This is a genomic window from Bacillus sp. ISL-7 (genome assembly GCF_018613065.1).
On record NZ_JAGGQW010000003.1, the window covers coordinates 57,261 to 77,071 of the forward strand.

The 19,811-nt window shown below is 39.4% G+C and carries 19 protein-coding genes, 2 pseudogenes and 1 riboswitch; of the genes and pseudogenes, 12 read left to right on the forward strand and 9 right to left on the reverse strand.

All coding sequences use genetic code 11. From position 1 onward, the window contains the following. The first annotated feature begins 43 nt into the window (after positions 1 to 43). The 4 genes from J7E66_RS01370 (at position 44) to J7E66_RS01385 (ending at position 5,541) form a co-directional block, all read left to right on the forward strand. The gene (locus J7E66_RS01370; protein WP_214997693.1) at positions 44 to 1,705 is read left to right on the forward strand and encodes a glycerol-3-phosphate dehydrogenase/oxidase; all 1,662 of its coding nucleotides are present in this window, start codon (positions 44 to 46) and stop codon (positions 1,703 to 1,705) included. Between the two features lie 264 nt (positions 1,706 to 1,969). Further along, positions 1,970 to 3,352 carry an L-cystine transporter gene (locus J7E66_RS01375; RefSeq protein WP_214997669.1) on the forward strand — a complete coding sequence of 461 codons (1,383 nt, stop codon included), beginning with the start codon at positions 1,970 to 1,972 and terminating at the stop codon, positions 3,350 to 3,352. Positions 3,353 to 3,603: 251 nt separating this feature from the next. Continuing rightward, the gene (locus J7E66_RS01380) at positions 3,604 to 4,449 is read left to right on the forward strand and encodes a VOC family protein (RefSeq protein WP_214997670.1); all 846 of its coding nucleotides are present in this window, start codon (positions 3,604 to 3,606) and stop codon (positions 4,447 to 4,449) included. 21 nt (positions 4,450 to 4,470) lie between these two features. After that, positions 4,471 to 5,541 carry an LLM class flavin-dependent oxidoreductase gene (locus tag J7E66_RS01385; protein ID WP_214997671.1) on the forward strand — a complete coding sequence of 357 codons (1,071 nt, stop codon included), beginning with the start codon at positions 4,471 to 4,473 and terminating at the stop codon, positions 5,539 to 5,541. A 162-nt stretch (positions 5,542 to 5,703) separates the two neighbouring features. Here J7E66_RS01385 and J7E66_RS01390 read toward each other — a convergent pair whose 3' ends face one another. Both J7E66_RS01390 and J7E66_RS01395 read right to left on the reverse strand, forming a co-directional pair. After that, positions 5,704 to 5,883, reverse strand: coding sequence for a DUF3934 family protein (locus J7E66_RS01390; RefSeq protein WP_168241740.1), 180 nt, complete (start codon positions 5,881 to 5,883; stop codon positions 5,704 to 5,706). A 94-nt stretch (positions 5,884 to 5,977) separates the two neighbouring features. After that, entirely contained in the window at positions 5,978 to 6,211 is a 234-nt protein-coding gene (locus J7E66_RS01395) for a hypothetical protein (RefSeq protein ID WP_214997672.1), read from the reverse strand. 341 nt (positions 6,212 to 6,552) lie between these two features. Here J7E66_RS01395 and J7E66_RS01400 point away from each other — a divergent pair, with 341 nt between their 5' ends. Next, the gene (locus tag J7E66_RS01400) at positions 6,553 to 7,308 is read left to right on the forward strand and encodes an NRDE family protein (protein ID WP_214997673.1); all 756 of its coding nucleotides are present in this window, start codon (positions 6,553 to 6,555) and stop codon (positions 7,306 to 7,308) included. 101 nt (positions 7,309 to 7,409) lie between these two features. Here J7E66_RS01400 and J7E66_RS01405 read toward each other — a convergent pair whose 3' ends face one another. Both J7E66_RS01405 and J7E66_RS01410 read right to left on the reverse strand, forming a co-directional pair. After that, on the reverse strand, positions 7,410 to 7,700 hold the full coding sequence (locus tag J7E66_RS01405; protein ID WP_214997694.1) for a hypothetical protein: 291 nt from the start codon (positions 7,698 to 7,700) through the stop codon (positions 7,410 to 7,412). Further along, on the reverse strand, positions 7,648 to 8,211 hold the full coding sequence (locus J7E66_RS01410; protein ID WP_214997674.1) for a metal-dependent hydrolase: 564 nt from the start codon (positions 8,209 to 8,211) through the stop codon (positions 7,648 to 7,650). Before J7E66_RS01410 ends, J7E66_RS01405 begins: the two co-directional genes overlap by 53 nt. Before the next feature lie 368 nt (positions 8,212 to 8,579). Here J7E66_RS01410 and J7E66_RS01415 point away from each other — a divergent pair, with 368 nt between their 5' ends. Further along, positions 8,580 to 9,755 (forward strand): ABC transporter substrate-binding protein, encoded by a 1,176-nt coding sequence (locus J7E66_RS01415; protein ID WP_214997675.1) that lies wholly within the window; start codon positions 8,580 to 8,582, stop codon positions 9,753 to 9,755. Positions 9,756 to 9,815: 60 nt separating this feature from the next. Here the strand turns inward: J7E66_RS01415 and J7E66_RS01420 are convergent. From J7E66_RS01420 to J7E66_RS01430, 3 genes and pseudogenes are all read right to left on the reverse strand, one after another. Continuing rightward, positions 9,816 to 10,903, reverse strand: a pseudogene (locus J7E66_RS01420) (glycosyltransferase family 4 protein). A gap of 22 nt (positions 10,904 to 10,925) precedes the next feature. After that, positions 10,926 to 11,456, reverse strand: coding sequence for a phosphatase PAP2 family protein (locus tag J7E66_RS01425; RefSeq protein ID WP_214997676.1), 531 nt, complete (start codon positions 11,454 to 11,456; stop codon positions 10,926 to 10,928). Positions 11,457 to 11,482: 26 nt separating this feature from the next. Then, entirely contained in the window at positions 11,483 to 12,097 is a 615-nt protein-coding gene (locus J7E66_RS01430; protein WP_214997677.1) for a hypothetical protein, read from the reverse strand. A gap of 323 nt (positions 12,098 to 12,420) precedes the next feature. Here J7E66_RS01430 and J7E66_RS01435 point away from each other — a divergent pair, with 323 nt between their 5' ends. The 6 genes from J7E66_RS01435 (at position 12,421) to J7E66_RS01460 (ending at position 18,057) form a co-directional block, all read left to right on the forward strand. Then, positions 12,421 to 13,311: an acyl-ACP desaturase gene (locus J7E66_RS01435; protein ID WP_214997678.1), complete on the forward strand. Its 891-nt coding sequence runs from the start codon at positions 12,421 to 12,423 to the stop codon at positions 13,309 to 13,311. Between the two features lie 86 nt (positions 13,312 to 13,397). Next, positions 13,398 to 13,498, forward strand: a riboswitch (purine riboswitch). Between the two features lie 73 nt (positions 13,499 to 13,571). Then, complete coding sequence (gene add / locus J7E66_RS01440) at positions 13,572 to 14,567, forward strand: adenosine deaminase (protein WP_214997679.1); 996 nt, start codon at positions 13,572 to 13,574, stop codon at positions 14,565 to 14,567. A gap of 164 nt (positions 14,568 to 14,731) precedes the next feature. Then, entirely contained in the window at positions 14,732 to 15,145 is a 414-nt protein-coding gene (locus J7E66_RS01445) for a hypothetical protein (protein WP_214997680.1), read from the forward strand. Position 15,146: 1 nt separating this feature from the next. Beyond that, positions 15,147 to 15,833, forward strand: a complete 687-nt coding sequence (locus tag J7E66_RS01450; protein ID WP_214997681.1) for a PspA/IM30 family protein — start codon at positions 15,147 to 15,149, stop codon at positions 15,831 to 15,833. Between the two features lie 153 nt (positions 15,834 to 15,986). Continuing rightward, a complete protein-coding gene (locus tag J7E66_RS01455; RefSeq protein ID WP_214997682.1) occupies positions 15,987 to 16,661 on the forward strand; it encodes a response regulator transcription factor in 675 nt (224 codons plus the stop codon). A gap of 97 nt (positions 16,662 to 16,758) precedes the next feature. Continuing rightward, positions 16,759 to 18,057, forward strand: coding sequence for a sensor histidine kinase (locus tag J7E66_RS01460; protein WP_214997683.1), 1,299 nt, complete (start codon positions 16,759 to 16,761; stop codon positions 18,055 to 18,057). Positions 18,058 to 18,092: 35 nt separating this feature from the next. Here the strand turns inward: J7E66_RS01460 and J7E66_RS01465 are convergent. Together J7E66_RS01465 and J7E66_RS01470 are read right to left on the reverse strand one after the other, a co-directional pair. Then, positions 18,093 to 18,185: pseudogene (locus J7E66_RS01465) on the reverse strand (HAD hydrolase family protein); the annotation flags it as partial. 198 nt (positions 18,186 to 18,383) lie between these two features. Further along, complete coding sequence (locus J7E66_RS01470; protein ID WP_214997685.1) at positions 18,384 to 19,349, reverse strand: LacI family DNA-binding transcriptional regulator; 966 nt, start codon at positions 19,347 to 19,349, stop codon at positions 18,384 to 18,386. Between the last annotated feature and the right edge of the window lie 462 nt (positions 19,350 to 19,811).

Here is a 19,811-nt window from a genome sequence, read left to right on the forward strand (position 1 = left end):
TGGCCTCTTTTTTTTATCCCCAATGGAGGTAACTATAGTGGAAATGTTAAAATTCTCGGGTTCAAATAGGAACACGATCTTAAAGAAAATGGCAGCTGAGGAATTTGATGTACTTGTTATCGGTGGGGGAATTACAGGCGCTGGAATCGCATTAGATGCCGTAACAAGGGGAATGAAAACGGCATTAGTCGAAATGCAAGATTTTGCCGCTGGGACATCAAGCCGATCAACGAAGCTTGTTCACGGTGGTCTCAGGTATTTAAAACAATTCGAAGTAAAGATGGTCGCGGAAGTAGGGAAGGAACGGGCGATTGTTTATGAAAATGGTCCGCATGTAACTACACCAGAATGGATGCTCCTGCCAATGCATAAGGATGGAACGTTTGGTAAATTCGGTACATCAATTGGACTACGAGTCTATGACTTTTTAGCAGGCGTAAAAAAAAGTGAGCGAAGAAAAATGCTTTCTCCCGATGATACCATTCAGAAAGAGCCTCTTATTAAAAGAGAGGGATTAAAAGGCGGCGGATATTATGTGGAATATCGGACCGATGATGCCCGGTTAACCATCGAAGTCATAAAAGAAGCGGTCGCGCATGGCGCCAAGGCAGTAAACTATTCAAAAGTGATTGAGTTTCTTTATCAAGAGGGTAAGGTGATCGGTGCTAAAGTTGAGGATCTATTAACTGGTACCGTTCATGATATTTACGCAAAACACATCATTAATGCCACTGGCCCTTGGGTCGATTCGCTCCGAGACAAAGATCAGTCGTTATATGGGAAAAAACTTCGGCTCACCAAAGGGGTCCATTTGGTGATGGATCAGTCAATATTTCCTCTTAAACAGGCGGTGTATTTTGATACACCTGATGGCCGCATGGTATTTGCCATTCCAAGGGATGGGAAAACGTATGTGGGGACAACAGACACCTATTATGGCAACGATCCGATTCATCCGAAAATGACGGCAGCTGACCGAGATTACATTATAAATGCGATTCATTATATGTTTCCAACCGTTGCTATCAAGGGGGAGGATATTGAATCCAGCTGGGCAGGGGTAAGACCACTTATTTATGAAGAAGGCAAGGATCCCTCTGAAATTTCTCGAAAAGATGAAATTTGGGTATCAAATTCTGGGCTGGTTACAATCGCAGGTGGGAAGCTGACAGGATACCGAAAAATGGCAGAAACGGTTGTAGACTTGATCGCTAAACAGTGCGGCGAAGCACGCCAGATTGGATCTTGCCGAACAAAGCATTTACCTATTTCTGGAGGTCATATTGATGGCTCTCGTAACTTTGCTTCATTTATAGAAAAAAAGGAAAAAGAAGGCGAGTTAATTGGGTTTTCAAAGGACCAATACCGAAAATTAGTCCATCGCTATGGTTCCAATATAGATCGTATTTTTGAAATTGCGAAAACGTATGACCCAAATAACAAATTTGGCTTGCCGCTAGAGGTGTATGTTCAAATCGTTTATTCCCTAGAGGAAGAAATGGCCGTAAAACCAGTGGATTTTTTTATCCGTCGAACAGGAGCTTTATTTTTTGATATTCAATGGGTACATGAGTGGAAAGAAGCAATCATTGGCTTTATGGAAGATGCTCTTGGATGGACATTGGAGGAGAAAGCCGCGTTCAAAGACGAATTAGAAACCGCACTAAAGGATGCTATCCATCCGAAACCGACTGAAATAATATGAGTTCATCCGCCGTGCAGCCCTAATAGTACATGTAACTTTTTGGAAATTGAAAAACTAATCAAACGTTTGATTGAATAATTTATGGGCTTGGAATATTTAGGGTCGCCATGTCATATTATTTACCATATCAAACGTTTGATTGTTTTAAAGTATAAAGGTACAGAAATTACCGACGACGAAGAAGACGAATGAATATAATTCCGACTTAATGCATTGGAATATTTGGGTTTTCAATTTTTCCGAAAAATAAAGAGGAGGGATTTCATGAATACCTTTCTTATCATTGTAAATGTCGCGGTGCTGCTATTACTCATGTTTGGTTTATTTACGATGCAAAAAAAGCATGTTTCTTTTTCCAAGCGTGTTTTTAGTGCGTTGGGTTTCGGAATTATATTTGGTTTTATTATTCATCTCATTTATGGTACGACAGATGAAGTAACGACAGGTTCGATTGATTGGTTTAACATTGTCGGGAATGGCTATGTAAAGCTATTACAAATGGTCGTTATGCCACTCATCTTTGTTTCGATTGTCGGGGCTTTTACAAAGTTAAAGTTAACGAAGAATATAGGGAAAATCAGTTTTCTTGTCATCGGCATCCTTCTTGCAACGACGGCCGTTTCTGCCGCAGTTGGCATTGGCTCAGCTTTGGGATTTGGTCTTGACGGGGTTCAGCTAACTGAAGGAGATGCAGAAGCAGCCCGTAATGCTCAGTTAGAGGAAAGAGTTGCAGGGATCGAAAATATGACACTCCCACAGCAAATCATTGAGTTAATCCCAAGCAATCCGTTTCAGGATTTAACTGGGGCCCGCGCAACATCGACGATTGCGGTTGTTATTTTTGCCGTATTTATCGGTATTGCATACCTTGGAGTGAAGCGTAAGGACCCAGAGCATGGTGAATTTTTTGCAAAGATCATTGATACCTTCTACTCTGTTGTCATGAGGGTCGTCACACTGATTCTTCGTTTAACGCCATATGGTATCTTAGCGATCATAGCCAGGGTGACAGCAACGAGTGACTATGCCGCGATAGCAAAACTAGGTAAGTTTGTGATTGCTTCGTATGTGGCGCTCATTATTGTGTTTATTGTCCATCTTCTCCTTTTATCATTTGCGAAACTAAGTCCTATAAATTATGTGAAAAAAGGGCTGCCAACCTTAACCTTTGCTTTCACCTCACGGACAAGTGCAGGAACCTTGCCAATGACCATTAAAACACAAACTAAGGACTTTGGTGTATCCGAAGGTATCGCCAACTTCGCGGGTTCATTTGGCCTAACAATCGGTCAAAACGGATGTGCAGGCGTTTACCCTGCGATGTTAGCGGTGATGGTTGCTCCAGCGGCAGGTGTGGATCCAACAAGTATATCCTTTATTCTAACGCTCATTCTTGTGGTTGCGATTAGTTCGTTTGGTGTTGCTGGTGTAGGTGGCGGTGCAACCTTCGCAGCCTTAATCGTTTTATCAGTGATGAATCTCCCAATTGCGATTGTTGGTCTGCTTATTTCAGTTGAGCCTCTCATTGACATGGGACGTACAGCCTTAAATGTCAGCGGAGCGATGACATCAGGCATACTCACTAGTAAAGTAACAGGCGAGTTTGAAAACGAGGTTTACGAGCAGCCTAATATCGTCGAAGCATAAAAATCGAGAAGCAAGGTTGAAGGGCTTTTTCGCTAAGCGGAAGAGTCCTTTTTCTGTTGCAAGGGTTAAAAATAGGATGGTCTTCCATATGCTTTGAATTTAAAATACTTGAATTCGAGATAAATTAGAGGTACACTGTAAGTATAGGAAATAGTAATCGGTTTAATGGAATGTAAAATAACCATATTAATAAAAAGATTAATTTTTATAACATTCGTTTTACAAATGAATAAGGAAGGGATGAGGAGAAAATGGATAAATTTCATCAGGCACCAAATATATATGTTGGTGAGGTCAATATTAAAGTAAAAAACCTCGATTATGCACTTACTTTTTATCAAAATATCATGGGCTTTCAAGTATTGGAGAAACTAGATCGTAAAGCAGTCTTAACAACAGACGGAAAAACCCCATTATTAACGCTAGAGCAGCCGAAGGATGTGGTTGCGAAAACAGGACGTAGTTCAGGTTTGTATCATTTTGCGATCTTGCTTCCATCTCGAGCTGATTTATCTGTCTTTTTACGGCACATGATTCAAACGGGATATCCACTCGGTGCTGCAGATCATTATGTAAGTGAGGCGTTATATCTTAACGATCCAGACGGAAATGGGATTGAAGTGTACCGAGATCGACCTTCTTCCGAATGGCGATGGAACAACGGTTTAGTAGAAATGGCAACAGAAGAGCTTGATGGAAATGGAATTATCGCGGAGAGTGATGCGGAATGGAGCGGTCTGCCGGCTGGAACAGTTATGGGCCACATTCACCTTCACGTATCTAATTTGAAAAAAGCAGAAGAATTTTACACTAAAGGGCTTGGTTTTGAAATTGTTAGTTACTATCCACAAGCGGCATTCCTTTCCACTGGCCATTATCATCATCATATTGCTATTAACACATGGCAAGGTGAAGGGGCAGCGACACCACCGAAAAATAGTGTCGGCTTAAATTGGTACTCACTCGTTTTCCCTGATGAGGCAGCCAGAGAGAATGCGATTAAACAGCTAAAGCAATTAGGTGCGCAAATATCGGAAGAAGCTGATTTCTTTGTAACGGAAGATCCTTCAGGAAATCAAATTCGATTAGTAATATAAATGAATGAAGGAGATATGAAGATGACGCCAGATTCCAAAGACGAACGTTCAGGTATGGAAATAGGAATCTATACATTGGGAGATTTAGTTCCGGATGGGGGAACAGGGAAGACAATCAGCGCAAGACAGCGACTTGAGGAAATTATTGAAGCAGCGAAAATGGCTGATGAGGCAGGATTAGATGTAGTTGGCGTGGGTGAGCATCACCGCCTCGACTATGCCGTGTCCGCACCGCCCGTTGTCTTGTCTGCCATTTCACAAATTACAAAGCGAATTAAACTGGCAAGTGCTACTACTGTCTTAAGTACCGTTGATCCTGTTCGGCTATTTGAGGATTTTGCGACACTTGATCTCCTGTCAAACGGACGGGCAGAAATTATTGCAGGGCGCGGGGCATTTATAGAATCTTTCCCGCTGTTCGGGTATGAGTTAGACGATTATGACCAGCTTTTTGAAGAGAACATCAAGCTCTTTCAGCAACTGAATGCACAGGAGCGAGTGACCTGGAATGGTCAATTTCGTTCTCCGTTGCAGGATGCGGAAATTGCTCCACGACCTTTACAGGAAAATATTCCATTGTGGGTAGGTGTTGGAGGAACTCCGTCAAGCGCAGCACGAGCAGGAAGATTAGGGACTAACTTAGCAATAGCGATACTTGGAGGCGAACACATTCGGTTTAAGCCGCTGGTAGATATTTACCGACAGGCCGCCAGCCAAGCAGGCCATGCCCCAGAGTCGATGAAGGTTGCAGTGACAGGTCATGCATTTATTTCGGAAACAACCCAAAAGGCAAAGGATGAGTTCTATCCGTATCATTCTAATTATTGGGGATACTTTAATCGCCAGCGTGGGATGAATACAAGAATGTCTAGAGCTGATTTTAAAGAGATGGCCGGACCAGAAACGGCTTTATTTGTTGGCAGTTCCCAGCAGATCATTGAAAAAATCCTCCAACAATACGAACTATATGGACACCAGCGGTTTATCGCCCAAATGGACATCGGCGGAATGCCCTTTAAACAAGTCGCCGAAAGCATCGAGCGATTAGCAACAGAAGTAGCACTAGTCGTAAGGAGGGAAACCAGCAAATAAGAAGGCAATTTTGTGTTAAAATTAGGTGTCAAAAAATTAGGTGTCAGGCACCACTCGTGGACATTCGTCCTCCTCTGGTGGACTGTCGCTTCTTTTGAAAGGTCGTTTGCTGGGAGAAAAAAGACTCGGGGGATGGAGTTCCCCTGAGTCTTTGTATTATTACTATTTTTCGGATGTGTCACCTTTATTATTGCTGGTGTTGTTTCCGTCATTTGCTCTTTTAACACCTTTACTAACATATGGTTTGGCGCTTTTTGCTTTTTTGACACCTGCTTGCCAACGAGTCCAGCCCTTCTTGCCGGTTCCTCTGCCTGTTCCGCCTTTCCCTTTCGCACTACTCATTTAACCACTCCATTATTAATGTACGTTCTTCTAACGTCGTTGGTTAGTTTAACACAGTTCATAGTGATTTGCCCTCAAAAATATTAGTTTGTTGTTAATGATTGAAAAACCCTAAGGCAAATTTAATCCCTTCCTCAATTTCTTTTGTTTCATACCCTAATAAGTCCTCATTGGTAACTTCTAACTTGGTTCTTGCTAAGGAATAGCCGCTGTCTAATTCTATATCAAGCAGTACTTCATACCCGTTGGCTGTTTGGGTAATATCAATAATGTCGTATTCGCGGATAGCAGTCCCTGTTTCGTATTCTAAGGGCTCTAATTCTGACATGGAAACACACCTCCAAATTAAATTAGGTCGTAGCTATTATTATTTCCAACCTTGCGATTAAAATCAGGATTAGATTTATTTTCCTTATGCATTTTTGCACTTAAAAGATACAAAACGCTTCGGGATTCCACTATGTTAAAAGGATTTTCTAGAGACATGGCGAATAATAACTTGTGGTTTATTTTTCCATATGGAGGTTATGGAGTGAATTTGGATATATTATACTTAATAGATCAAAAAGACGGTTTGGGCCTGGAGGTTAGTAAATTAGTTTCGATGATGAACGACATTATTCCAATAAAAAACCCCCGGTTAAATTATTTTTAAGGCTGTGATTGTATATGTGTTTAATCGTTTTTGCCTATAGAGTCCATCCAGTCTACAAGCTCCTTGTAGCGGCAAACCGAGATGAATTTTACGGGCGGTCTACTGCCCTTGCTCATTATTGGGAAGACAGACCTGACATCCTTGCCGGTAGAGATTTAGAAAAAATGGGCACTTGGATGGGTGTTACCACATCTGGACGTTTTGCGGCCTTGACCAATTATCGCGACCCAAAAGAAGTAACGGAAGGAAAACGTTCGAGAGGTGAGTTGGTGGCCGATGCCTTGAAACATAAAGGAAATATAAAGGATTATATGCAAAGTCTTGTAAAGAAAAAGGATCTGTATCCTGGCTATAACTTACTAGCAGGGGACGGAACGGAACTATATTATTATTCAAATAAAGGGCAGGAACTTCAGAAGGTGGAGCCTGGAATTTATGGAATCAGCAACCATTTATTAAATACTGAATGGCCCAAGGTGCAAAAAGGCAAGGAAGGCATGTCCAAAATCATCAACGGGGAACAGGTCGAACTTGTAGAACGGCTTTTGAGTCTCCTCCAAAATGCAGATCAAGCTCCAGACGAACTTCTTCCGCACACGGGCGTTTCTTTAGAATGGGAAAGAATGCTTTCGCCATTGTTTATCAAAAGCGGTAACTACGGGACGAGAAGCTCGACCGTCATGTTGATGTCAGATAAAGAAATTCAATACATGGAACGAGTCTTCACTAAGGATGGCATAAGTGAGCAGCAATATAAGATTGAAATATAAGAACATGGTGTCAGGCACCACTCGTGGACAAATGTCCACGAACGGTGCCTGACACTCTTTTATTTAAAAAGGAGGCACCCTCTTAAAGGGTGCCTCGCTAATCATGAGAATTCCTTATTAACTAAAGCTTCTGACCAAAGGTTTTTAACGAACTCTGTTTCTTCTCCATAAGAAAGTGTAACCACGGCTGTTTTTGGATAATCCTTTAATAATTCTTTTAACTCGTTGTCTTTATTAATCATAAAATCAACAACAGGGAAAGCCTTTAATAATTGGGCTAATGATTCAGGAGAGGCAGCTGTTTCATGTGTCGGAAAGGTATGACTAGGAATCACATATTTAACTTTTAATAGGTTTTTTACAGCATAGGCCGCTTGAAGAAAGGATCGCAATTTCCGGCTCATATACATCTTGAATTAACTTTAAATCTGACATTAATGCCGTATCACCTGAGTGGTAAAGAGTATAATCGTCATTAAAGTCGAAAATATAGCCTGCTGATTCACCGGCATATACGGGTGGACCTTGGGTTTCACCATAGGAAGAAGTATGTTTTGCCTGTACCATTGTTACATTTACATCCTCAAAGGAAACGGAACCCCCTAAATTAATGGGAAGGACATTTTTAATTCCTTGCTGCAAAAGGATGAGCGCCAGCTCGTATTGTGCCACAATCATAATATCAGGTTTATGTTCAACCAACTTCGTAAGACCGCTTGTATGATCAAAATGGCCGTGGGTTAAAAATACACAATCAATAGATTGGTAGAAATCAGCAGTGTTTAATTGTGGAGGAAAGCCAGGGTTTAAATCAAAGAACGGATCAATAAGATACTTTTTCCCAACCTTACTTTTTAGAACGTACATGGCATGGCCAAGCCGTAATATTTTCAGAGCAAACACCCCCATAACCTTCAGAATGAGACTCTCTTTTACCATATTATTTTTTCAAATGAATAATAAGAACCATTATCGGATTATTCATACGTCGATAAAATTTATGTATAATGTTTTGTGAACCACAAAACATTATTTGAATAGAAATTTATTGGTGTTACGCAAAAGAAAGCGCTACCAAAAACACTATTAATCAAAAAAATCAGAAATATTTAAATAAATCGAATAATATACTAGACGAATCGGAAAAATTGTTTTAAAATAATATTTATCAATTAGTTAAGACAGTAAACAAAAGTATTTTGAATCATAAAAGGCTATCAATCTACGCTTTGTTATGTCAGAAAAATCAGAAAAAGAAAGAGGTCATTATAATGAAGAAAAAATGGGCAAAAATGTTTATGGCTTCCACTTTATTAGCTGGAATACTTGCAGGTTGTTCAGGAGCACCAAAAATTTCAGGCAGTGACAGTAAAACGATTAAAGTTGGAGTTAACTTAGAGTTATCCGGCGGGGTTGCTTCTTACGGGGAGTCACTTGAGAACGGTATCGATATTGCAGTTGATGAGATTAATAAAGCTGGTGGAGTAAAGGGTAAAAAGCTAGAGATTATTAAAGTGGATAACAAATCCGAAGCAGCAGAAGCTACAAACGGTGCCATTAAATTAACAAGTCAAGACAAAGTTACAGCCATTATTGGAGCGGCAACTAGTGGTGATACGGTGGCACAGGCTCAAATCGCAAATGATACAAAAACAATTCTTTTAACTCCATCGGGAACAAGTCCAAACGTAACAGTGGGTGATAATGGAAAATTGAACGAATTCGTCTTCCGTACTTCATTTATTGATCCATTCCAAGGGATCGTTGCAGCGAATTTCGCTACGAAGGAATTAAATTTAAAAAATGCAGCCATTTTTGCAGATAGCGCTAGTGATTATGCGAAGGGTTTAGCAGCTTCATTCAAAGAGACATATGAAAAGGCTGGCGGTAAAGTGGTTGCCGAAGAGGCATATGTTGCGAAAGATACTGATTTCCGTGCAACCTTAACTCGAATTAAAGCCAAAAATCCAGAATTCATTTTTATTCCTGGATACTATGAAGAAGTTGGTTTAATCGTGAAACAAGCTCGTGAAATGGGTATCACTGTTCCTTTAATGGGTGCAGACGGCTGGGATTCACCGAAGTTAGTGGAATTAGCTGGAGCTGACGCTTTAAATAATACATTTATCACGAACCATTACACATCTGAAGATCCAGATAAAAATATTCAAAAATTCGTAACGACATACAAAGAAAAGTTCAATGGTGAATCACCTAATGCATTTAATGCTCTTGGCTATGATACAGTTTATCTATTAGCTGATGCGATTGAGCGTGCTGGCGGTACGGATACTACAAAGATTAAAGAAGCATTAGAGAAAACAAAAGATTTGTCTAGGATTACAGGTAAGATCACTATCGATAAAGACCACAATCCAATTAAATCTGCAACTGTTTTAGAATATAAAGACGGTAAGCAAGTGTTTAACACTAAAGTTAATCCGTAAAATTGCGAAAAGTGAAATGGAAGGACGGTCCTTCCATTTCACTTTTTTTATTTAAATTAATCATGCATACTTTTGTCCATTTTGTTCTTCGATTACATTCGTATAATGCCAAGTCAGATTTTCAAATATCCGATCCCATCTCTGTGTTAATGCGTAATCCCTTCCGGCCTTTCCCATCTGTTCTCGTAATCCATCATCCGTTAAAATCTGAATAATGGCATCTCTAAACTCCTGAACATTACTTGGTTTACATAAATCACCTGTAATCCCTGCTTTAATTATATTCTTGACACCTCCAGACTTTGCTCCTATGACAGGGGTCCCGCTCGCAAGGGACTCTAGAACTACATTTCGGCTAAGCTTTTTCCATATAGGTATCCTGTAAAGGTCATATTAGCTAATGCTTGGGCTTGCAGTTCCTCGCGTAATGGGCCATCACCAACGATTAACCAATGTAACTTTTCATTTATTTCAGCTGGAATTGATTTTGCGACGGCAAATAGGGTTTTAATATCTTTCTCTGGTGCTAATCTGCCAACATAGGTAAGCAGGTATTTTCCTTGTGTGCTGTAATGTCTTTGAACAGCGTGTTTATCATAATAGGGGTGATAAAGCTGGCAATCCACACCTCTAGGCCATAGTTCTAAGTTTGAAAATCCGTGTTGCTTAAGCTGTAGGAATGTTTCAGTTGAGGGGACAAAGAGTTTTCTGCATGTTCGATGGAACCAGAGCATGTATTTCCAGTGGATTTTTGAAAGAAAATGAAGGTCATAATAGTGTAAATAATGATCAAAATTGGTGTGATAGGAACCAACAAGGGGAATGTTTAATTTCTTAGAAAAATAAACACCACAAAGGCCGATATTAAAGGGGGTCGCAACATGAATTATATCAGGAGAGAAGTGTTGTAACTCTGACTTGATTTGAAGAAGATTTGGAAAAGCTAAGCGGCATTCAGGGTATAAGAAAAAGGAACTGCTTTTAAAAAGATGAATATTCGTAGAACTATAGTCGCTGGAATTTGAATCGGGTGCAAAAATTTTAAAATCAATATTCTGATCTTCAAAATAGGAAGTCAATCGTTTAAGTGTCCCAGCAACCCCGTTGATGTCCGGATAAAAGGTATCTGTGAAAATAGCAATTTTCATATAATCCCTCCTAATTGAACTCTCAAACGCACAATAAATAAAAGCATAGGCTCCCAGATAGGGTACCTAGAATTCCTCCAGCAATCACATCTGAAGGATAGTGAAGACCTAAGTAAATTCTAGATATGCCTACACATAGCCCTAAAGGGATTAGGACATAAGAAAGTAGAGGTATGAATAAGACATATGGCGTCACAACTGAAAATATTGCCGTCGTATGCCCTGAAGGAAAAGAATGATCTTGTAATGGGTTAGCAGGAAACTTTGTTTTTTCAATCATTAAATAGGGTCTTTTACGAGGAAATAGCAACTTTGCAAAATGTACAGGTATATGACTTGCTGATAAAGCAAGTGCGCTAGCAATGGCAATCAATCTGATCTCCCTTGGCGAGAGGATTATCAGAAAAAAAGCCGCCGCGATAGTAATTCTTGCTCCACCAAGGTGTGTAACCGTGCGAAAAAAAAGATTTAATAGCTTTTTATCAAAATGGCTGTTTACTTTCTGTAGGACTCTACATTCATAACCATAAAATACATGTAGCATTCTTATCATTGTCTATTCCCCTTTGCATTCGATGCTTATATAATTATTTCAGCACTTCGGATGTCTGTTATTATTATTGGGATTTTCAATGGTTGATAAATTTTTTCGATTATTGTTGCTGCTTCAGGATGATTGGTTCCAATTACGATTAGGTCACCGTGGAAAAAATCTTGGATTGCAGAACCTTCCCGAAGAAACCCGGAATTGGTGACAACGTTTGCGAGTAGGTTTGGGGGCTTGCTTCTATTAATAATTTGTTGGATAAGATCGTTTGTGCCGACTGGGACTTTGCTTATTGTACAAATGGTTACATCATTTTCGATATAGTGAGCAATCGTGTGTGAAACTACATGGATGTATTTTAGATCCCGTGACCCATCATGTTTTTTTGGTGCTCCGACCGCGATAAAAATGACTTCAGCCTCTGAATAGGCTTGATGATGGCTCACTGTAAAATTCAGTTGACCGTTATGGAGATTTTTTTCTAAAAGAGACTCAAGACCAGGCTCAAAAATTGGAGAACGACCATTTTGGAGCATGTCAATTTTCTCTTTCTTAATGTCTATACATGTCACCATATGCCCTAATTCTGCTAAGCAAGCACTTGTGACTAGCCCTGCATATCCTGCTCCAGCAACGGTAATCTTCATCCAATCCCTCCAATTGATATTATTTACTTTATTGTATAAGGGAATAGAGAATTTTTTCTTAAGCTGGTGTTAAAAGAATGTAAAGAAATTGTAAGAATCAGCATCTTCATCATGAATAGAGTGCCTGACACCTGAGAATATTAAAAATCCCTTCAGTTAGATAAATTCAGAATAGTGTGCTACAATTTGGTTGGTAGTAGGTACTAATATCAGATATTAAAATAACTATTTTTCCAGATTTTATAGGTGGTCCTATTTTTGGAATTTGGAAATAGCGCTTGTCAGAAAACCTAAATAAATTTTTACAACAACGGGGGATTATGATGTTAACGAATGATTTGGACTTTAGGTTAGAGCCTAAACTTATTGATTTATATGAAGAACATAAAAAACGGTCTGAAAAAATAGATTGGGGTTACCATGATTTCTTACCATGGGATAAGGCTATGGATTTTCGACGTGTTCCCTGGGATGAAAGTCAGGTCACGCTGCCGCCGTCCATTATTACTGCGGTTGAAACGGCTCTTTTAACCGAAGTAAACCTGCCATGGTTTACCTCTCATCTCGATCAAACGTTTAAGGGTTCTTTAACGGTTATTAAAGATTTTGTCCATACTTGGACTGCGGAAGAAGATCAGCATTCAAACCTGATTGAAACGTATTTATTAATTACACGCAATGTAGATCCGAAGCGACTCCACCAATTACACAAACAAACGGTTGAGAATGGCTGGAATCCTGATTACCATACGCCTTTTGAAACCATGGTTTATACCTCTTTACAAGAACTGGCAACCATGGTTTTTTATAATAATGTTGCCAAAGCAGCTGGTTCGCATGATAAGGATTTAGCTAGTCTGCTTCGCCGACTTGCAAAGGATGAAACGTTGCATTATGCCTTTTACAGGGACGTGATTAAATTCCATCTGCAACTAGAACCCAATTACTGTTATCATTTAGGACATGTTATTAAGAATTTTCAAATGCCTGGAACAGTAATGCCTGATTTTGAAGATCGCATGGCCATTATAGCAAAAGAAGCAAACTACGGCCCTTTGGAATATTTTGATCAAGTTTTAGATGTGATTGTTGATTATTGGGAGTTGGAAAAATTAAGACCGATTGCACCAGAAGCAGAAAAAGCAAGACTGGACATTCTAAATTATCACGCCCGGTTGAAAAGAGTAAGAGATCGTTTTTATAAAAATAAATAAGTTGCCCGAATAGAAAGGGAAATATTGCCGGTTTAATCGAAACTTAAACACTTGACAATAAAAATAAGATTTATTATTCTTGAGCAATAGTAATTTAATAAAAATTTCGTATAACTCCAATGATATGGTTTGGAGGTCTCTACCAGGAACCTATAAATTCCTGATTACGAAGAAGGTACATGGATGTGTATTTTCTTCGTAATCAGGAATTTTTTTTTTCACTTTTTTACCAAACAAAAATTAGAAGGGAAAGATCCAACATGAATTTCGCAACCTTACCCAAAATTGAACTTCACTGCCATTTAGATGGGAGTCTAAGACCTGAAACAATCATTGATATCGCAAAGAGAGAGAGTATCAGTTTACCCTCTATGAAAACAGACGAGATAAAAAGAGAGCTCATTGCTCCATTAGACTGCAAATCCTTAGATGAATATTTAGAGAAATTTTCTATTCCTAACTTAGTAATGCAGTCAGCGGAAAATCTTAGAAGGATTTCCTTTGAACTTTTTGAGGATGCGGCCCGGGAAAATGTGAAATACATGGAAGTAAGATTTGCGCCACTCCTTCATACAGCAGGGGGATTAGACGTTGAAGAAATCATTCAAAGCGTCTTAGCTGGAATGAAGGATGCTGAAAAGCAATTTGATATAAAGGGCAACTTGATTCTTTCCTGTATGAGAACGATGTCTGCGGACCGTGCCTTTGAGGTCGTTGAGAAGGGGAAGAAATTCCTTGGAGAAGGTGTAGTGGCCATCGATTTATGCGCATCGGAAGAGGAAGAGTTTTGTGGGAAATTCGTAGAACCGATCGCCTTAGCTAGAGAATATGGTTATAGAGTTACGATCCATGCGGGTGAAACAGGCATAGGGAAGAATGTATTAGAGGCGGTTGAACTTTTAGGTGCAGAGAGAATTGGACACGGCGTATTCATAAAGGATTGTGCTGAAGCATACAACATTGTGAAGGAAAAACATGTCGTCCTTGAAATGTGCCTAACAAGTAATGTGCAAACAAAAGCAGTGAACCAGTTTAGTGAACATCCAATCTATCAGTTTCATAAGGATGGTATCAAGGTAACAGTTAATACTGACAACCGGACCGTCTCAGATACTACAATGGCGAATGAATGTAACATCGTATTTAAAGAATTCAATATAAGTGAAGATGACTATAAGCAAATTTACCTTAATAGTGTCGAAGCAAGCTTTGCCGATTCCGAAACAAAGGATATGCTAAAAAAATTTATGCCCTGAGAAAAAAGTAGAATGAAAGGTGTCAGGCACCATGTGAATTTTTCACATGGTGCCTGACACCTTTTCTATTTTTTGAGGAATTTTAAATAACGGGACAGGCTTTCACCAAGTTTTCACTTTTCTCTATTAGACTTCAGGTATCAAGTAGAAAGGAGGAAAGAGAGATGAATACGAAAGTGAGAAAAGGTATTCTCTGGGGTGTGGGAATCGCTGTCATGATTTTGGTGGTCAATGTATTCCACTATTTATTTAGCGGTCATAGTCATAGTAGTTATGCGAATAGACCGCACGGATATGGCCCTGGACCTGGAGGGGCCATGGGACAACAAGGTGGCTTTGGTTCTCGCCAGCTTATGAACGGACCGCACCACGGCGGAGGGGTTCCTTGGCTCGGCCTTCTAATTGGACTAGCTGTTGTGGTCCTCTTAGTGAGATGGTTTAGAAAGAAGGAAAAGGTCTCATCGATGAAACAATTTATTAACACACCAGTGGGTTCACATATACCGGTAATAAATCAAAATGCAAGTATTTTAGATACATGGGAAAAAAATTTAACCAATAAAAAGGAGAATGTGTAAAATGGGTATTTTTAAAAGAGTGAAGACGATAACGATGGCAGAAATCAATGGGTTACTAGATGGAATCGAGGATCCAATTGCGATGTTAAATGAATATTCACGAGAAATGGAGCAAGAAATTCTAAAAGGCCAGAAAGCCTTGTCTCGTCAAATTTTTGTGGAGAATAAACAAGCTGCTCTCATTTTGGAAACCGAAGGATTAGTAACAAAGCGTACCCGTCAAGCAAAACTAGCAATTGAACAGAGTGAGGATGGAATCGCGAAGTTAGCGGTGCAAGAGAAACTAGTCCATGAAAAGCAGCTAGACCTTTACAAGCAACAATATGAAGCGGTTAAAGCCCAAACTCAAATTCTTATCGAAAAATTAAATGAGCTGAAAGAGACCTATAACCAAATGCAGCATAAGAAAATTCTTTTAGCATCCCGCGCGAATGTGGCGCAGTCGATGAAGCAGATTCAAAATGCAACAGTGTCCTTCCAAACGGACAACATTACAAGAGGTGTGGCCCGTGCGGAGGAACGGATTTTAATGATGGAAGCAGAGGCACAAGCTGGTCAGCAGTTTTCCGCACCGTTAGCCCAGTATGATGCAGCGTACAGCAACTTTGTAAACGAAGAAGAATTGAATAAGGAACTTGAAAAGCTAAAAAATGAAAAAGTACTGCAATTAGAAGAAATCGTAAAATAGGACGAGAAAGGAGCACCCATGATTTATGGTGCTTCCTTTTTTATATCCTTATCTTTTCTTTTCTTAAGCAAACTTTAAGATTGCGATGCTAGATTTGTGTTACTAGAGATGAATAGATTCATCTAAAAATCTATCTCAAAAGGGGTTCATACCATGAATATATTATTAGCAGAAGATGATATACGTCTCGGAGAGCTGATTGTTTATATGCTTAAAAAGAAGGGCGGATACCAGGCTGAGTGGGTAGTAGACGGAGAAGATACCTACTATTACGCCACCTCTGCCCACTACGATGTAGTAATCATGGACTGGATGATGCCAAATGGGACGGGTGTAGAAATTTGCAGCCGATTGCGTAAACAGGGTTATTCGGGTGCAATTCTGATGTTAACCGCAAAAGATACCGTTGGTGACCGAATCGAGGGATTAGATTCTGGTGCGGATGATTACCTTGTCAAACCATTCGAAATTGACGAACTTTTAGCTCGGCTGCGTGCACTTTCCCGCCGGAATTATGCACCAATTTTGGAGGACGAGATCCAAATTCATGGATTGGTTCTGAATCGGAAGAGCCATATTGTACGTTTAGATCGAGAGGAAATTCAACTAAGCCCTCGTGAATTTCAGTTATTAGATTTAATGGTGAAAAATAAGGGACAGGTCCTGCCGCGTGAGGTAATTCTTGAGCGAATCTGGGGCTTTGATTCAGAGGTAGCCCCTAAAACCATAGATGCGACAGTCAAATTAATCCGAAAGAAACTCCAATCTTTCGGAAAACAAAATTTGCTTCAAAGCATCAGAGGGGTAGGGTATAAGTTTGGTAACTAAATTTAGCTCATTCATACAGACATTCACAAACCTAGGTGAAAAAGATATTTTTAAGAGCACACAAGGCCGATTAACACGCATATATGGTGGACTGCTCATGCTCTTTCTAATCTTTTTTATTTCGATCGTTTATATCGTCCTACACGTTGTTATCCTAAACAACCAGGAACGAGAACTTCAATCATTAGTGAATCAGGAAGCAAATTTTATTGAGAGTTATTTATTAAAAAATGAACAGAATGATCTTCAAGGAATGGATGACCAAGAGTTGGTGTTTGCTGGAGTCAATCAGTTCTTTTATTATATGGTTAATTCTAAGGGAGAAATCATCATGGGGAATGAATCGGATCCCCGCTTGCGCTCTGATTTACTGCAGCTAATAAATGGAAGATTTCAAAACGAAAGAGAAATTCGAAAGGAAACACTGCATGATGAAGGAAATTCAAACGGAAGGGGAATGAAGGGGGGCTTTCATCCGCGTGAGGCACCTAAAGATATTCGTCTAATAATTACAAGTCGAGCCGTTTACGACAAAGGTCAATTCATTGGGCAGTTGTATGTGGGAAAAGATATTACATTTACGTATCAGTTATTCCACTCTCTATTGCTGATTCTGATAGCAATAGGCAGCTTGTTTTTGGGTATCGCCATCTATATGAGTGTAGTTATGTCAAAAAAAGCGATGATTCCGATTAGCGGTGCATTTACAAGGCAGCGCGAATTCGTGGCAGATGCCTCACATGAATTACGAACACCATTGAGTGTCTTGCTCTCCTCGATCGATGCGGTGGAAATGACAATCGAACCACAACAGAGAGACATGGTAGAGAAAATACTTTCGAATATGAGGCAAGAAGTGAGGCGGATGACACATTTGGTGAGCGATCTATTAACCTTAGCCCGTTCCGACTCAAATACAATCCAACTTAGTCTAGAGACCTTTGACTTCCGTCCTCAGGCAGAAACTGCAATTGAGTCCGTCCGTCCTCTGGCAGTTTCCAAACAAATCACATTCCAATTGAATACACTGGGTTCGCTGATTACAGTCGGTGATCCGCAAAGACTATCACAGCTATTATATATACTTTTAGACAATGCGATAAAATACACCCCGCAGGGCGGTGAAGTTAAGCTCTCACTATCAATAGTAGGACAACAGCTTTGTATCTTTGTTCAGGACACAGGAATCGGAATTAGGCCAGAGGATTATCAACGTATTTTCGAACGTTTTTACAGGTCCGATAAATCTCGTTCCCGGCAAATGGGAGGGTATGGTTTGGGACTTTCTATTGCCAAGTGGATCGTTGACACACATAAAGGGACCATTAAAGTTACGAGTGAACTCGGCAAAGGGAGTACATTTATGATTTATATTCCACTTGTTTTTAAAGCTTAGATTTGATTAGAACATGTCGTTGTGATCATTTTCGGTACACGAACGGCCTTCTTTGTAGAATCCAGAATCACTTTATCCTCGTCAAGTAGCGTACCGTCAATATCAAAAAACACAATAGGCTTTGTCATTTTCTACCCCTCCGTTAAACACAACACGGTCGTTACGCTCAGAGGATTCCGATCACGCCGGCATCGTGTTGTGAGCTCCTGCAAAAACAGAATATTTTATGAAACGCGTTTCAGGTCAAGTGGTTTGTAAAAAAAATTCTGTTTTAGCAGTTCCTTTAATGTAAGAATTCGAAGGGAGAGGACAAGTGATGCTTGAGATTATACTGTTTTTCGCTCAATTAATTTCACGGGAATTTCATTTTGTGCAATCTCTTCATTTTTGATGATTCCTTGTAAAAATAGTTTCCGGCCCATATCCTCAAGGGGGATTTCAATTGTGGTGATATTCATCATTTTAGCAATTGGTTGATTATTGAAACCGATAAGTGCGAGATCATTTGGTATCGTAACATCTAGATTTTGTGCACAAGTTAAAATCCCTGCTGCGACCTCATCGCTCGTCACTAGCAATGCTGTCGGAGGATTAGACATTTGTTTAATCCGATTTACTACCTTTTCTCCATGCTCAAAGTGAAGACATTCCTCAAAAATATAAGCTGGGTCAAAAGGCAAATGATAGTTCTTGATAAAATGCTTATAGGCTAAATCCCTGTTTCTACTATTCGTACCTGATTTACGTCCAATGCAGTAACCAATTTTGTGATGACCTTTTTGATGCAAGTAATCTAAAGCAAACATGAAACTTTTATAGTGATCCACAAATATCGAAGATACTTTTTCGCCTCTAGTATCTTCACACAAAACAATGGGTCCAAAAGGTAAATACGCTTCGATTGTCGACCACGCACACTTTCTAGAACAAATAATTAGCGCATCAATCTGCTTTTGTTTGAGCATTTGAAGGGCTTCTAATTCCCTAGTCTCCACGTAATTGGTCTGAAATAAAACCAACTTGTAGTTGTTTTGTAACGCTTCATTCGCTATCCCTTTAATTAATAGTGCAAAGTAAGGGTGATCGATAAAAGGAACAACGACACCAACAAGAAAGGTTTTCCCCATACTTAAATGGACGGCATTCATATTTTGTTGGTAATTACTCTGTTTAATCGCTTCTAATACGGCACCCCTTTTTTCTTCACTTACATAAGGATGATTATTTAACACTCGAGAAACTGTTGTGACAGATACACCTGCCATCTTCGCCACATCTTTAATGTTTGTCATACAAGTACCTTCCTTAGCGGTGCGTGACACCATTGCATTCCCGCGTTTTTCAGTTAATCTTTGCATAATTGTTTTATTGTAACTTTATCCTAAAAATAAAAATAATATATTTGTTTGTAGAATACTAGTTGACTTTATTAATATACAATAGTAATATAGTAAATCTGATGAGGGCATTGCGAAAGAGGATATGATATCCCTTAAAAAAATAATCCTTCACCAGTTGACAAAAATGATATTGATTGATATGATAGTAACCTCGCTGATTCAAATAATATTATTTAAAAATAATGTTTGACTTTATTGAGGCGAGATGATACAATGTTATTCTGTCACAAAATAGTTCTTTGAAAACTAAACAAAGCAGAAACGTCAATAAAATTTTTATTAGTGAATCTTTCGTAAGAAAGTTCACTTTAGCCAACGTAACAAAATGAGCGAATCAACTTTCTTGGAGAGTTT